This window comes from Brevibacterium sp. RIT 803 (genome assembly GCF_016892625.1).
GTDB lineage: Bacteria > Actinomycetota > Actinomycetes > Actinomycetales > Brevibacteriaceae > Brevibacterium.
In genome coordinates this window covers 288,421-301,947 of the sequence record NZ_JAFEMW010000003.1, presented here as the reverse complement: position 1 = coordinate 301,947, position 13,527 = coordinate 288,421, and the positions used below count along the sequence as shown (strand labels likewise).

Annotated in this window: 10 protein-coding genes, 1 pseudogene and 1 riboswitch; of the genes and pseudogenes, 2 read left to right on the top strand and 9 right to left on the bottom strand. The window is 62.0% G+C overall.

Annotated features, from left to right (window positions below; all coding sequences use genetic code 11):
- Positions 1-9 precede the first annotated feature (9 nt).
- Positions 10-1,194, bottom strand: a complete 1,185-nt coding sequence (locus tag JTF07_RS11765; protein WP_204234452.1) for a CaiB/BaiF CoA transferase family protein — start codon at positions 1,192-1,194, stop codon at positions 10-12.
- A gap of 134 nt (positions 1,195-1,328) precedes the next feature.
- On the opposite strand from JTF07_RS11765, the gene JTF07_RS11760 reads away from it, so the two are divergent.
- A complete protein-coding gene (locus tag JTF07_RS11760; RefSeq protein ID WP_252199795.1) occupies positions 1,329-2,219 on the top strand; it encodes a LysR family transcriptional regulator in 891 nt (296 codons plus the stop codon).
- Between the two features lie 183 nt (positions 2,220-2,402).
- Here JTF07_RS11760 and betT read toward each other — a convergent pair whose 3' ends face one another.
- Together betT and JTF07_RS11750 are read right to left on the bottom strand one after the other, a co-directional pair.
- Positions 2,403-4,667, bottom strand: a complete 2,265-nt coding sequence (gene betT / locus JTF07_RS11755; protein WP_204234685.1) for a choline BCCT transporter BetT — start codon at positions 4,665-4,667, stop codon at positions 2,403-2,405.
- A 219-nt stretch (positions 4,668-4,886) separates the two neighbouring features.
- Positions 4,887-6,005, bottom strand: a complete 1,119-nt coding sequence (locus JTF07_RS11750; RefSeq protein ID WP_204234450.1) for a hypothetical protein — start codon at positions 6,003-6,005, stop codon at positions 4,887-4,889.
- 133 nt (positions 6,006-6,138) lie between these two features.
- Between JTF07_RS11750 and JTF07_RS11745 the strand changes: the two genes are divergently transcribed.
- Positions 6,139-6,852, top strand: coding sequence for a metal-dependent transcriptional regulator (locus tag JTF07_RS11745; RefSeq protein ID WP_204234449.1), 714 nt, complete (start codon positions 6,139-6,141; stop codon positions 6,850-6,852).
- Here JTF07_RS11745 and JTF07_RS11740 read toward each other — a convergent pair.
- The 6 genes and pseudogenes from JTF07_RS11740 to JTF07_RS11715 form a co-directional block, all read right to left on the bottom strand.
- Positions 6,844-7,266, bottom strand: a complete 423-nt coding sequence (locus JTF07_RS11740) for a hypothetical protein (RefSeq protein ID WP_204234448.1) — start codon at positions 7,264-7,266, stop codon at positions 6,844-6,846. The genes JTF07_RS11745 and JTF07_RS11740 overlap by 9 nt on opposite strands.
- 33 nt (positions 7,267-7,299) lie before the next feature.
- Positions 7,300-7,411, bottom strand: a riboswitch (SAM riboswitch).
- Between the two features lie 138 nt (positions 7,412-7,549).
- Positions 7,550-9,052 (bottom strand): inorganic phosphate transporter, encoded by a 1,503-nt coding sequence (locus JTF07_RS11735; RefSeq protein ID WP_204234447.1) that lies wholly within the window; start codon positions 9,050-9,052, stop codon positions 7,550-7,552.
- Positions 9,053-9,705: 653 nt separating this feature from the next.
- Positions 9,706-10,464, bottom strand: a pseudogene (gene erm, locus JTF07_RS11730) (23S ribosomal RNA methyltransferase Erm); the annotation flags it as partial.
- A gap of 358 nt (positions 10,465-10,822) precedes the next feature.
- Positions 10,823-11,728 carry a MerR family transcriptional regulator gene (locus tag JTF07_RS11725; protein WP_204234445.1) on the bottom strand — a complete coding sequence of 302 codons (906 nt, stop codon included), beginning with the start codon at positions 11,726-11,728 and terminating at the stop codon, positions 10,823-10,825.
- Positions 11,729-11,849: 121 nt separating this feature from the next.
- On the bottom strand, positions 11,850-12,446 hold the full coding sequence (locus JTF07_RS11720; protein WP_204234444.1) for an HdeD family acid-resistance protein: 597 nt from the start codon (positions 12,444-12,446) through the stop codon (positions 11,850-11,852).
- Positions 12,447-12,459: 13 nt separating this feature from the next.
- On the bottom strand, positions 12,460-13,446 hold the full coding sequence (locus JTF07_RS11715) for a slipin family protein (RefSeq protein ID WP_204234443.1): 987 nt from the start codon (positions 13,444-13,446) through the stop codon (positions 12,460-12,462).
- Positions 13,447-13,527 lie beyond the last annotated feature (81 nt).

Here is a 13,527-nt window from a genome sequence, read left to right as displayed (position 1 = left end):
CACTTCCTCTCAGAGCACGCCGCGGTCGCGGAGTGTGGTGATGTCGTCGGTAGTCAGTCCTGCCAATGTCCCGAACACGGCTTCGGTGTCTGCGCCGACGGCGGGAGGTGCTCCGCCGATCGTTGACTCAAATCCGGAGAAACGTCCTGCCGGTGCCTGCACCAGACGCGATCCCCCTTGGCCATCGTCAACCTCGATGATCGAACCACGGTGTCGAATCTGCGGATCGTTGCATACCTGTTCCGCGGAATTGAGTGGGCCAGCGGCGACCCCTGCCGCAGTCAGCTTCTCGAGCAATGGATCGAGATCGTAGGAACTGACGAAGTCTGCGACTTTTGATTCGATTTCGACGCGATGATCGATCCGGTTGGTCAAAGTGCGATGCACCATGAGCTCGGGAACATCGATGACTTCAACTAGTCTCTCCCACATGCGCTGTGTGGAAGCAGGGATGGCAACCCATTGGTCGTCTCTCGTCCGGTACATGTTGTTGGGACTGATGTGTGGGTTCTCATTGCCCTGCCGTCCGACGCTTGTCCCGGTGACACTGAAGTCCGCGATGAAATCCTCCATCATGCGAAGCAGCGGTTCGAACAGGGGGATATCGGCCAGCTGTGCTTCACCAGTGAGGTCTCGCTGTCGGAGGGCGAGGAGAGCAGCAAAGGCCGCATAGTATCCGGTCACTCCGTCAGCGACGGGATACCCAGCGAACATGGGAGGGCCGGCGGGGTCACCAGTGCGATGGGTCAAACCGGCGAAGCCCTCTGCGACACGAGCGAAGCCGGGGCGGTCGGCATACGGTCCCGTCCGCCCGTAGGCACTGACGTGGATCATCACCAAATCGGAGCGATATCGGCGAAGGTCGTCGAAGTCGATGTGGTATTTCTTCAACGTGGCAGGGCGGAAGTTCGTGACGACGATGTCCGCATTCTCCGCGAGTCGGCCAACGAGCTCGGCGGCTTCGGCATGCCGGAGATCGATCGTGACGCTCCTTTTGTTGCGACCGTGCATTACCCATGCGGCTGATGTGTCACCGACGAGCGGAGGGTACTGCCGTGCCGGATCTCCGGATGTCGGATGTTCGATCTTAATAACGTCCGCTCCGAACTCGCCGAGCAGTGTTGCAGCCAAAGGGCCGGCGAGGATGGTCGAAATATCAAGAACTCTGATTCCCGACAAAGGTTGGTCTGGCATATGTGAATTCCTTTCACTACGTTGTGAAGCGAGTGCAGCGGATATTCGCTCACCCCAGCTTCCGCGCTGAAAGGTCACCTAGGAAGAAGTGCAAACCTCGCAGTGGTGATAGGCATTACCTTTATGATTTCACTATGCGAGTCCAGAGAGCACGATATTTCCTCGCGGCGGTGGAGTTCGGTTCCCTGCGCGCGGCAGCGGCGCGGTGCGAAGTGAGCCAACCGACGCTTCGCGAACAGATTATCCTGCTCGAGGAGGAACTCGATGTGGTCCTACTCGTCAGAAGTCGAGCCGGCGTCCGTCCTACGCCGGTCGGGCAGGGTCTTATCCCGCACTTCACCCGTCTGATCGCCGCTGAAGAGGCCGTTCATCGCACCGCTGCCGAGATGGGAGGAGCTTTTCGCGGTCGTGTCGCGATCGGCGCCATTTCGGCCTTGGCTGAGACGCTGTTGGCACCGGTGGCGTCCAGGCTACTGAAACAGCATCCCGACCTGCGTTTCGAGCTATCGGAGGCGAACTCGTCAGACGTCGAGTCCGGTGTGCTCACCGGAGATCTCGATATCGGCGTCATCACGAGACCGCAGTCTCCGGTGGTGCAGGGACTGAGCCGCACTCGGTTGGTTGGACTTCCGCTGGGCATCATCGTACCCAGAGGACATCCTCTTGCGCAGAGAAAGGCAGTTGCTTGGGAAGACGTGGAGATGTGGCCGGTGGTCACTATGCGTCCTGGCACGGTGATCGGGCAGCTCGTCGCAGATCGACTGCCTCACGCGGACGTTGTGGTGAAGGCGGCCTCGGCTCGAACAGTGAAGGTCATGGTGGGCAATGGCGCGGGTGTGGGGATCCTTGCCGCCGTCGACAGTCAGATTGACGCCGCTTATCTTGCCTGGATACCCCTTCTCGATACGCACGCTCTGGACATTTGCCTGGTACATCGCAGCGACAGCCAGCCATCGACAACTGCCCTAATCGTGCGCCGTTTCATTGAAGAGCAAGCCGCACGAGTTTTGGATTCGATGAGTTGACCGGAGGCTCCCCGACACAAACCGCATGGCTTCCAGAGCGTGCCCAAAAGATGGAGCTTGGCTGCCGGGTGTGATCAGGGGAAGAAGGTGGCAGAAAACTCGCCGAGGTGTTCCTCCATTGGTAGGAACACCTCGGCGACTCAGGGATGAATCTCTGTCTCGGTCACTGCACGGTCTGGCGCATCAACGACGTTCGCCGGCAGGTTCCGGATCACCTTCGCCGATCTCCTCGATCTCCTCGATCTCCTCGATCTCCTCGGCCGAGGGAGGCACCGCTGGAATCGAATCCGTGGCCGGGGGAGTCGGAGGCGTGACGACCGACTGGTACGAGTGCTCATGCGAGTAGGCGAGGAACGACAGGTGGTTCTCGTAGCGATCGAGGACGTCGTCGATGATCTGCTGACCGCTCAGACCCATGAGGTCATAGCCCTCGGAGCCGGTCTGAGTGAAGACCTCGATCCGGTAGTACACGTCATCCCCGCGCGGGGCATTGCGTGCACCGAATGAGGGGACATTGTGTTCGACAGCGGCGACCTGATACTGGAAGTTGCGCTGTTCGTCCATGTCGACGATGAGCGTCGACTCCGTGATTCCGGACTCCGCCCCAGTCTCCTGAGTCAGCTCGACCGTGTATTCGAGTTCGCGGAACTCGGCGGCCACGGCTTCCAGGGCGGGTTCGACCACCTCATTGACGAACCTGTCGACGGACTTCTTCGAAGGGTACGAGCGCAGAGTCGCCAGGCGTTGACGCCAGGTCTTCTCCGGGGTGCGGCCACCGTGGGCGGCCGTGGTCCGGCGCCTGCGGGTCCGGCCCTCTCGTTCGGCTCGCTCCATGCGCAGCACCTTCGAGAAGGAGGCCATGACGAGGTAGGCGATGACCGTCACCGGCAGGGCGAAGATCAGGGTCGCGTATTCCATCGTCGTCACCCCTCCCGCGACGAGCATGGCGATCGTCAGCACAGCAGTGACGACCGCCCAGAAGATCCGCAGCCATTTCGCTCCGTCCTCCTCGGGGTTGGGGATGGTGGAGCTGAAGTTCGACATCACCATCGCACCCGAGTTCGCACTCGTGAGGTAGAAGAGCAGACCGGAGAGCGTGGCCAGGCCGATGAGGAACGTCGATCCCGGGAACATGTCGAGGAGGGCATACCAGCCCTGTTCGGGTGAATCGATGGCCTGCTGAGCGAAGTCCCTATTGCCGCTGAAGACCTCCGAGAGAGCGGAGTTGCCGAATATCGAGACGATGATGAAGTCGCAGATCACGGGTGCTGTGATCGCAGCGATGACGAACTCGCGCAGTGTGCGTCCACGGGAGATGCGGGCCAGGAACAATCCGACGAATGGACCCCAGGCCAGCCAGAAGGCCCAGAAGAACAGCGTCCAGGCGCCCATCCAGGCAGAGCCGTCATCGACATAGGCGAACGTGGACAGGGTGCGCTCTGGCAGAGTGAAGATGAAGCGGCCGATGTTCTCGACCAATGCATTGAGCAGGAATGCCGTCTTGCCGGTGACGAGGATGTAGAGCATCATCGCGGCACAGGACCAGAGGTTGAGCTCGGAGACCAGTCGGATGCCCTTGTCGACGCCGGAGGTGCAGGCCGCGATCGTCATGATGACCGCGACGATGACCAGCGCGATCTGCAGGGCGAGGCCCTGCTGCAGACCGAAGAGTTCGGAGAAGCCGACGTTGAGCAGGACGACGCCGATGCCCATCGAGGTGGCTACGCCGAAGACGGTGCCGACGAGCGCGAAGATGTCGATGACGTCACCCGTGGCTCCGCGCACCCGCTTGCCCAGCAAGGGGTAGAGAACTGCGCGGATCGACAGGGGCATGCCCCAGCGGTAGGCGAAGTAGCCCATGGCCATGCCCAGCAGCGAGTACATCGACCAACCGGCGATGCCGTAGTGGAACATCGTCCACACCACAGCGTCCTGCGCGGCGGCCGCTGACTCGGGATCAGCGTTGACCGGCTGCAGGAACTGGGTGATCGGCCCGGTCACGGAGTAGAAGAGCATGTCGATGCCAACACCCGCGGCGAAGAGCATCGCGACCCAGGTGAACAGGTTGTACTGCGGCCGGGAATGGTCCGGGCCCAGACGGACCGAACCTTCTTTGGACAGGGCGACCCAGAGGACGAAGGCGATGACGACGGTGACTGTGAGAACGTAGTACCAGCCGAGGTTGGTGGCGATCCAGTCGACGATCGATTTCATCGTCGTCTGCGCAATGCCAGGCATGAGCATTGCCCAGATCGAGAAGCCGAGGATCACCGCCGAGGAGATGATGAAGACCTTCCAGTTGACTCGGGATCCCCGCTCGTCCGTGAGCTCGGCAGGGCCGCGGCTCATCTCCGTGCTGGAGATCGGAGGGCGCTTCTCAGGGTCGACGTCTCGGGCAGATCTGTCGGTTCCGCCGAAGCGCTCACGCTCGACGATGGGCCGTTTCATCTTCTCTTCGTTGGGATCCTGCACGCATAACCTCCGGTCGGAAACTCTGGACTCGCCCAAAAGGGCACCGATCTATCGTAGACTCTCGGTGCTTTGCCAGGGACTCCGCCCCCTATTTTCAGGGCGAGTTCGCTCGCTTCAGGCAGCCCGTGTCGCCCGGCAGAAGGCGGTGAGGAGGGGTCACGACGGTCTGGCTCCCAACCGCGGACCAGTCTGCTCTCAGTTGCGGAGCTGTCCTGTTCGTACGAGACGGGTGACCGCCTCGGCGAAGGCACGGGACTGCTCGGGATCTCCACCGACGACGCGCATGTCCTGGCGGTCGCGGAAGTGCGCAGTGGTCATCAGATCGTGGCCCACACGCTCAGAGCTGGCGCCGAGGAGCTGCCCGGGACTGGCCTGCTCGAGAATGAAGGTCCGATCGGATCCGAGGATCGAGGCACGGACGAACCTCTGATTCGTGGCGATGAGCATCTGCGGTTCCGGGGTTCGCTCGCTCTTGAAGTGCATGAGCAGTTCCTCTCCATCCCGGAGCATGTCGAACGGCGGCGGATCTGGAGCAGGCCGGCGTTGACGATCAGGGCCGAACTGCTCCGAACGCCGTCGCTCCCGAGCACTCAACCTGGGGTGGTTCGCATCGTAGCGATTCACTCGGGCGATGGCCCAAGCGCGAGCACCGATGACGGTGATCAGGGTCAAGGGCAGAATCAGTGCGGCCATCGTCAGCGCCGGGCCGGTCGACTGCTCCGGGATGAATATGAAACCGACAGTGATGCCGAGGGCGGCGATGAACATGATGACCATCGCCGTGATGAAGAGACCGAACCGATCACGGTTGAATGCCTCGGCGATGGAGGCGAACATGAACCCGACATTGGTGCTGGCCCAGCACAGGAGAAAGAGGGTGAGGGCGGGAGCTGGTGATGTGGCGTAGTCACCCCACACCGTTCCCGGACTTCCCGGGAATTCGGCCAACGAATGCCAGATGAACACCGAGGCTGCGCAGAAGACCGCGAAGATGGGCCCCACCGACAGCACCTTGTACCAGGACTGTCGGATGAAACCGGTGTACGAATCGGGCGCCCTAGGGAGGTGGGAATCGGCGGCGGCAGCGGCTGACTTCGATGAGTCATCCTCGTCGAAGAAGATGATCGCAATCGAGTGATAGAGGCCAAGCAGGCCGAAGCACGCCGTCGCGGCACCTTTGGGGTCGAAATCCCCGATGCGGCTGGCCCGGGGGTCGATGCCGGCGTTCGTGAGGAAGAAGATGACCACCATGAATAGTGCGAGAGTCACTGCATAGACCAGGGTCGTGCTCAACTTATGCGTCCTCATCTTCATGCTGTGATTCTTCCAGGCGGCACCTTCTCCCGCAGACGAAAGATGTTCCAGATCCGTGACCCCTCGTGTTCGGTCGGAACAGGCTTCACCCGGGCCGAGGACCGATTCTGATCCCATCGGCTACGCTGAGCGCATGCGTGCAGGTGAAGTGTCCGAGGTCAGCCAGGACTATCTCAAGGCGATCTGGTCTGCCCAGGAATGGGGTGGGACACCGATGACTGCCACAGAGTTGGCGAACCGCTTCGGCACCACCAAGGCCAACGTCACCGAGGTGCTCAAACGTCTCGACGAGCTCGGGCTCATCGTCCGCGTGCCCTATCGTCCTCCGGTGCTCACCTCGAAAGGGGAGACGATAGCCCTATCGATGGTGCGCAGGCATCGCCTGCTCGAAACGTTCCTCGTCGAATCCCTGGGCTATAGCTGGGACGAGGTCCACGATGAGGCGGAGATCCTCGAACATGCGGCCTCGGACCGACTTGTCGATCGCATCGACGCGTTCCTCGGCCGTCCCCAGGCCGATCCTCACGGTGACCCGATCCCCGGCCCCGACGGGACGATCGAGTCCCATGATTCCTCGCTCCTCCTCGCCGAGGCGGAACCCGGGTCCTACACGGTCATCCGGGTCTCGGACGCGGATCCCTCAGTCCTTGCCCATCTCGCCGAGGTCGGGGTGCGCCCGGGTGCACGCCTCGACGTCGCCGAGAGAGAAGGCGGCGGAGCTGTCTCGATTTCGGTGTTGAGCGACCCTCTCGAATCAGAGCAGACCGGAGCCGGACAAAGCGACATGAAACGCATAGATGTGGACCGTCCGGTCGCCTCGGCGGTGCATCTGAAGGCATCAGGTTGATGTTGCGAACAGGAGCACCAGTTCGGCCGCTGTCCCCGGTGAGAAACCTTCTTTGAGCACCAGCCGTGGCCACTCTTGCCAGAGCTCGGCTTCGAACGGTATGCCCGGAACCTGGTTGCGGTGGGTGACCTGGCGATGGTGCGGATGCGACCTGAAGGAATTCGGATCGATCGCATTGAGCACTGCGAATAGTGAGTGGTAGAGGATCGGTGTGAAACCACAGTCGCGTGCCTGATCGGCCGTCCGAGCCCAACCAGGTGCCGCGACCGGAGTTCCTCTCCTGATCGCCGCCGACATCTGAGCCTTGATGCTGGCTGGCAGGGGGCAAGGAGAGTGATGGAGGATCACACGGCTCCATTCGAGGGCTTCCGTTTCGGAGAATCCCGGCCAACGTTCGATTGCCTCGTGAGACACAGTGACACTCGTTTCTCGGGCACCATGCGCCCGGATCGAATCTTGCCAGCGCCTGATGGCGCTGACCCGTTCTTCCCCTGGGGCACCCGGTCGATGACGGGTTGCCGCGTGGCCGGCCAGGTACCGGTAGCCACGACTCATGAACGTGTGGACGACTCTAGCGGAAGGGGCTGACACGGATGTCAGGAGCGGAACTGTCGGTGTCGATATCCCCACCTGTCGGTGAATGAGAAAGTCGCCTCGGCGGCCCGCTGTGCAGGCCACCGAGGCGACTATCGGAGAATCAGCTCAAGAACGTGCGCAAGGTGAGGACGCTGATGGCTCCGATGCTCGCGGCGGCCGGCAAGGTGATGACCCAAGCCATGGCGATCGGCTTCATCAACTTCCAGTTCGCCGATCGGTTGACCAGACCGACGCCGATGATCGCACCGATGAGGATATGGGTGGAAGAGACGGGCAGGCCGCTGATCGAAGCAGCCATCACCACGCCGGCAGCGGCGAGCTCGGCGGCGAATCCCGATGCCGGGTGGATCTCCGTGAGCTTGGTTCCGACCGTGGCGATGACCTTGCGGCCGATGAACCAGAGTCCGGCAACGAGGGCGATCCCGCAGGTGAGCATAGCGGCGAAAGGAACGGTCGCCTCGGAGTCGATGGTGCCGGTCTTGAGTACGTCGAGGACAGCGGCGAAAGGCCCGATCGCGTTCGCAATGTCGTTGGAGCCATGGCTGAAGGCGAATGCGGAGGCGGTGAAGACCTGCATCCAGGAGAAGAGGACGAAGGTCGCCCGAGGCACAGTCTGTTTGCGCAGGGTCTTGGCGAAGACGAACACTGCCATCCACACGGCGAGGCCGATCATCGCCATGATGAGAATGCCGCCAACGGTGCCGATGGCCACGTCAAGGTTCTTCAGGCCCTTGAACAGGAGCATTGCGGTGATGATGACGGCACCGCCCGCGGCGATGAGTGGAACCCAGCGCTGCAGCGTGGAGTGCGAGCCGACAGCGCCAGCGGTTGCAGATGCGGGGTCGCGTTCGAGGTCCATTCGGGCTTCTGCAGCGTCACTGCCATTTCCGGTCGGAGCCAGCATATGGGGTTTCAGGGTCATCGACAGGGCATCGCCGAGGACGTACTTCTTGATCGCCCCGTAGATGAGGAAGGCGACGAGTGCGCCGAGCGCGGGTGAGAGGACCCACGAGATCGCGATCATGCCGACCTCTGACCACTGCACCATGGCGAAGCCTCCGGAACCGGTGACGAAGCCGATGGTCAGGGAGGCGCCGATGATGCCGCCGATGATCGAGTGCGTGGTCGAGACCGGCCAGCCCATGCGGGTGGCGATCAGCAGCCACACTGCCGCACCGAGGAGGGCGGCCATCATGATGTAGACGAACTCCATCGGGTCGAGGGAGACGGCGCCAAGGTCGACGATTCCGCTCTTGATGGTGTCCGTGACCTCGCCGCCGGCCAGCAGTGCACCGCTGACCTCGAAGACAGCTGCAACGAGGAGCGCCTGCTTCATCGTCAGGGTACCTGCGCCCACCGAGGTGCCGAAGGAGTTCGCCACATCGTTGCCGCCGATGTTGAAGGCCATGAACGCACCGAAGATGACGGTCGTGATGAGCACCATGCGTGGCGCGTCCTGGCCGACGAAGTCGAATGACCACAGGGTGAAGGCGATGAGGGTGATTGTGAGCAGTCCACCAAAGGCTAAGTGCCAGAGGCGATCATTGCTGCGGCCGACTTCAGGCTTCGGAGCGAAAGTCTCCGGGGCCAGGAGCTGGGGCATGTGTGTCTCCTTGTGAGGATCTCGAGGTGAGTTTCCGGCTGATTCCCATGATTCTCACTTTGGATGTCCGCAAGGTTAAGGACTTCATGAATGGAGAGTGAACACACTCAGCTCATCCGGCGAACAGCGGATGCACAATAGCCGTAGTTGGTCTGATGTTCACCTGAACTTCCAGGTCAGATGGTATGCGGAAGGCATCTGATTCGAGCTCAGCGAGTATGTCGGCCGGGCGGAACCCTGGCTGTGATGATGGACACGCGGGCACGATTGGCTCGTGCCCGCGTGTGATGTGACCGTCAGCCTTGGCGCCGAGGCAGATTCCACCGCGGCTGAGGCTGGGACGGCTTGCCGTGCTGCGGCATGAAACCGCGCTCGGCCTGCAGGTGTCCCTTGTCGTGGCTCTTCGTCTTGGCCTCCGGGTCGACACCGGGAATCTGGGCCTCGAGCTTCTTTGCCGCTTGGTCGGCGCCGACGATGGGAATCTCGCCCGTGATCACCGGCTTCTCGGCTATCACGGGGATCTCTCCCGTTCCGGCGCCGACGCTGGGGCTCTTGTGTCCTTTGTTGTTTCGCATTGTGTTTCCCTTCTTCTGTGATCTCCTGCTCTGCTTCTGTGCAGCTGATGGGTTCTCCGTGGTGCTTGTCTCGGTCGTGCCGAGGGCCGAATACAGTCCGGCCCACTGTTCGGGTTTGAGATCTCGTGGCAAGGTGTCTCCTCTGACGTCATTGCGGTCCATGGTCGATTGCAGCGTGGTGCGGTCAGTGAGGTTCATTGTCGTGAGGATTCCTTTCATCCCACGTCCGCGCCCGGTGAAGGCTGTGCGGACGAATTGTTGGTAGTCCGACCTGTGCCGGTCCGGCACGAGGCTGTTTGCCAGGCGATCGATGGTGAGGATGCCGCCGTCGACGCTGGGCTTCGGTGTGAAGGCGTGGGCAGGTACGCGTTCGATGAGCCGAAAGTCGAACCACGGTGCCCATTGGGCGGTCATCATGGTCGATCCGCCGACACCGGCGCGTTTGCGGGCCACTTCCCATTGGGTGAGCAGAATGGCGTTCTGCCATCTGCCGGCGTGCAGGAGTCTGCGCAGAATGGGTGTGGTCAGGTGGAAGGGCAGGCTGCCGACGATCACGGGCTGATCGAGTCTGGACCTCAGGACATCTGCGTGTCTGACCTGGGCGCGCGGGAATGAGTGTTCAAGGTGAGAGATCCTCGTTTCGTCGAGTTCCACGAGCGTGAGCGGTCTGCCCAGCGTGTACAGCTGAGCCGTCACCGCGCCGGTACCGGGCCCGATCTCCAGAATGGAACCGGTGGTGGCGCGGGTGAGGTTCGCGATCGTCGTGAGAGCTGAGGGTGAATGCAGGAAGTTCTGGCCGAGTTCGTGTCGGCCGCCGAATGATGAATGAGGTCGCATGGGCGCGCTCCGGAAATGAAGAAGGGAGCACCCAGGGCAGCACAATGTGCAAAGACACGTGTCAGAGAATTGCGGCTTCGCCCCGGATGCTGATGTCTGTCCGGGTCGACAACGCGCTGCTACAGATCCTGCTCGATCGGTTCGGCGGCGACGGGTCCGTCAATGGACCGGTGGTGCCGAGGGTTCGATGAGGTCAGCGGATCACAGGAAGTGAATCGAGCGCGCTGTCAGGCGCGGCGATCACGAATGTAGAAGCTCAGCGCTGTCGTTGCGCTGCTGTTTAATGTTCCCATGGTGAATAAGTTAGCACGCCGACTGCGTGGGATCTAGTGTCCTGAGCCAGGAAACGAGACCTTGTTCATGATGAGGTGGACTCGTGGGCGGACATTTCTTCGGCCAGTTCTATGCAGCGCAATCGAGCAGGGGACCAGTCGTAGGGCATCTTTCCAATAGCTTCGCCCACGTTCATGGACCTTTGCTCCCCGCCAGAGTCTTGGCTGGCCTCGGCGCCACCGTCATCGGCGGCAGCAGGGTGCAGAACGTCCCAGGAGTCGAAGAGTGCATCATCGTCCTGTGCCAGGCCGGATTCTTCGATCACGGCGTCCAGCGCCAGTTCGAAGGCGTGCCGTTCGGCGGCCACCTGTGCCACGCGGGGATCGTCGACGGCGATCGTGTCGTCAAGGGCCTCCTCTGCGGCATCGACGCGGTCGGATTCTTCCCGCAGACCCGGGTGGGTGGACAAGGCGATGTAGCGGGTGGCATTGACCGCAGCACCGAGAGGACCGAACACTCGCTCGATGACCAGCAGGTTGTCCAGGTCCGCTTGGCGCAGCGAGCCCTCAGGCAGGCTCTCCAAGCGGTTGGTGACAAAATCGGAGAGCAGACCCATCCTGCTGCCGCGGGTGCGCATGCGCTGCACTGCACTCCGCTGTCGTGCCAGTTCAGCTTCCTGGGCGACGAGGGTGCTCTCCAGCCTTTCCAGGATGCCCGCGACGCCGTGGTCGCTGTCGGGGCCATCAGGAGCCGCGTCGACAAAGGCGTCGCGGATGTCATCCAGGGCGATTCCGGCCTCAGTCATCTTGCGGATCCACAGCAGCTGGATCATCTCGTCGTAGCCATAGCGACGGCGGTCGTCGCTGCCCCGCTCGGGCTCGGGGAGCAGGCCGATCTCGTGGTAGTGACGGATCGCTCGCGGTGTGGTGCCGACAAACGATGCGGCATCACCGATCTTGACTCGACGTGGCGGAACAAACGACGAATTCATCAGCAGGCCTTCCTCGGTGGGGCGGGACGTGATTCCATCGGACCACATGACGCTACGGGAGGTGCAACTCCTGGTCCGTTCGGCGAAGCGATTGTTCGCGTGCCTGCGGGGTGGCCGGGGCTTACTCGATGATTTCGCCGCTGATGATCTCACCGCCACCATCCTCGGGTGGCCTGCGGTGTGGATCCTGGCGAATGGCCTCAGCGGTCTTGCGCAGACGCCAGCCGAGGCTGACCAAGGCGATGCCGACGAAGACGATGAAGATCGCGAGCGTGAAGATCAGTGCGGTGACCCCGGACTGTGGGGCGAAGAGGAAGAAGCCGCCGAGGATGATGCCGACGATTCCGATGATTGTCAGGAGCCACCACATCCGCACACCGATCCGGCGGATGAACAGGGAGACGGTGACGGCGAGGAAGCTGAAGAAGATGATGGCGAACCCGGTCACAATGGCGACGAAGGACGCGAAGAACATGGGGGAGAAGAAGATGAGCGCGCCGAGGAGGATCAGCAGGACTGACCGGGCAGCCAAGCTCCCCGAACGTCCACCCTTCGGGGCGAGGACGAAGGAGGAGACGGCGATGACGGCCAGCCAGACAGCGAAGATCTGGACAACCACCTCGGCGCTGGTGCCGGGCCACACCATCATGAGGACACCCACGAGAAAGGCGATGATGCCGTTGACGATGACTGTTCTGCCGGTGCGCTTCAGATCCATGTCTCAAGCGTAGTCACTGGGTATGGAAGCTCGCTGAGCGCGGCAGCTTGATCGATGCTGGCAGGTGCATCGTCTCGTTGAGCCTCATCGAGTCGGAGAGGGCACGGACCATTCCGCTGAGATCGTCCAACGAATGTTCTGTGTCCTTGGCCCCGAAGGTGGCGCTCAACGAGGCGTTCGTCGACGCGCCGGTGCGCTCGCTGCTCGGCGTCCCCGCGGGGACCCCCTCGGCTGAGGTCGACGCCTTCGGGGCGTTCCCCTCGAGGAAGCGAAGCAGCTCGACCGGGAAGGGCAGAACCAGAGTCGAATTCTTCTCGGAGGCGACTTCGACGATCGTCTGGAGCAGACGCAGCTGCAGAGCTGCGGGCGTATCCGCCATCGCGCTTGCGGCCTGGGCGAGCTTGTTCGAGGCCTGGAACTCACCGTCGGCGATGATCACGCGTGACCGACGCTCACGTTCGGCCTCTGCCTGACGCGACATCGATCGCTTCATCGACTCCGGCAGAGCCACGTCCTTGATCTCGACCCGGTCGATGTGGACACTCCAGTCGACGGCCGGGCTGTCGATCATGATCGCCAGCCCCTGATTGAGCCGCTCTCGGTTCGTGAGCAGATCATCGAGGTCGCTTTGGCCGATGATCGAGCGCAGAGACGTCTGTGCCACCTGTCCGACGGCGAGCTGGTAGTTCTCGACATCGACGATGGCACGCCTGGCATCGACGACCTTGAAGTAGATGACGGCATCAACCCGGACGGTGACATTGTCACGAGTGATGCCTTCCTGGGCCGGGATCGGCATGGTGATGATCTGCAGGTTGACCTTCTCCAGCTTGTCCACGAATGGGATGATGGCCGTCATGCCGGGACGCTTGGGTTCCTCGGTGACTCGACCCAGGCGGAACACGACACCGCGCTCGTACTGTTTGACGATCTTCAGACTGTTTCCGAGGCCGATGGCACCGAGCGCGATCAGACCGAAGATGAGAATTAAGAGGAACATCGAACCGCCTCCTCAGACGATTGCCTGTCCTTTCAGATTAACCCCGTTGCAGCGAAAAAGACCCGGCGCGGCGACATTGCC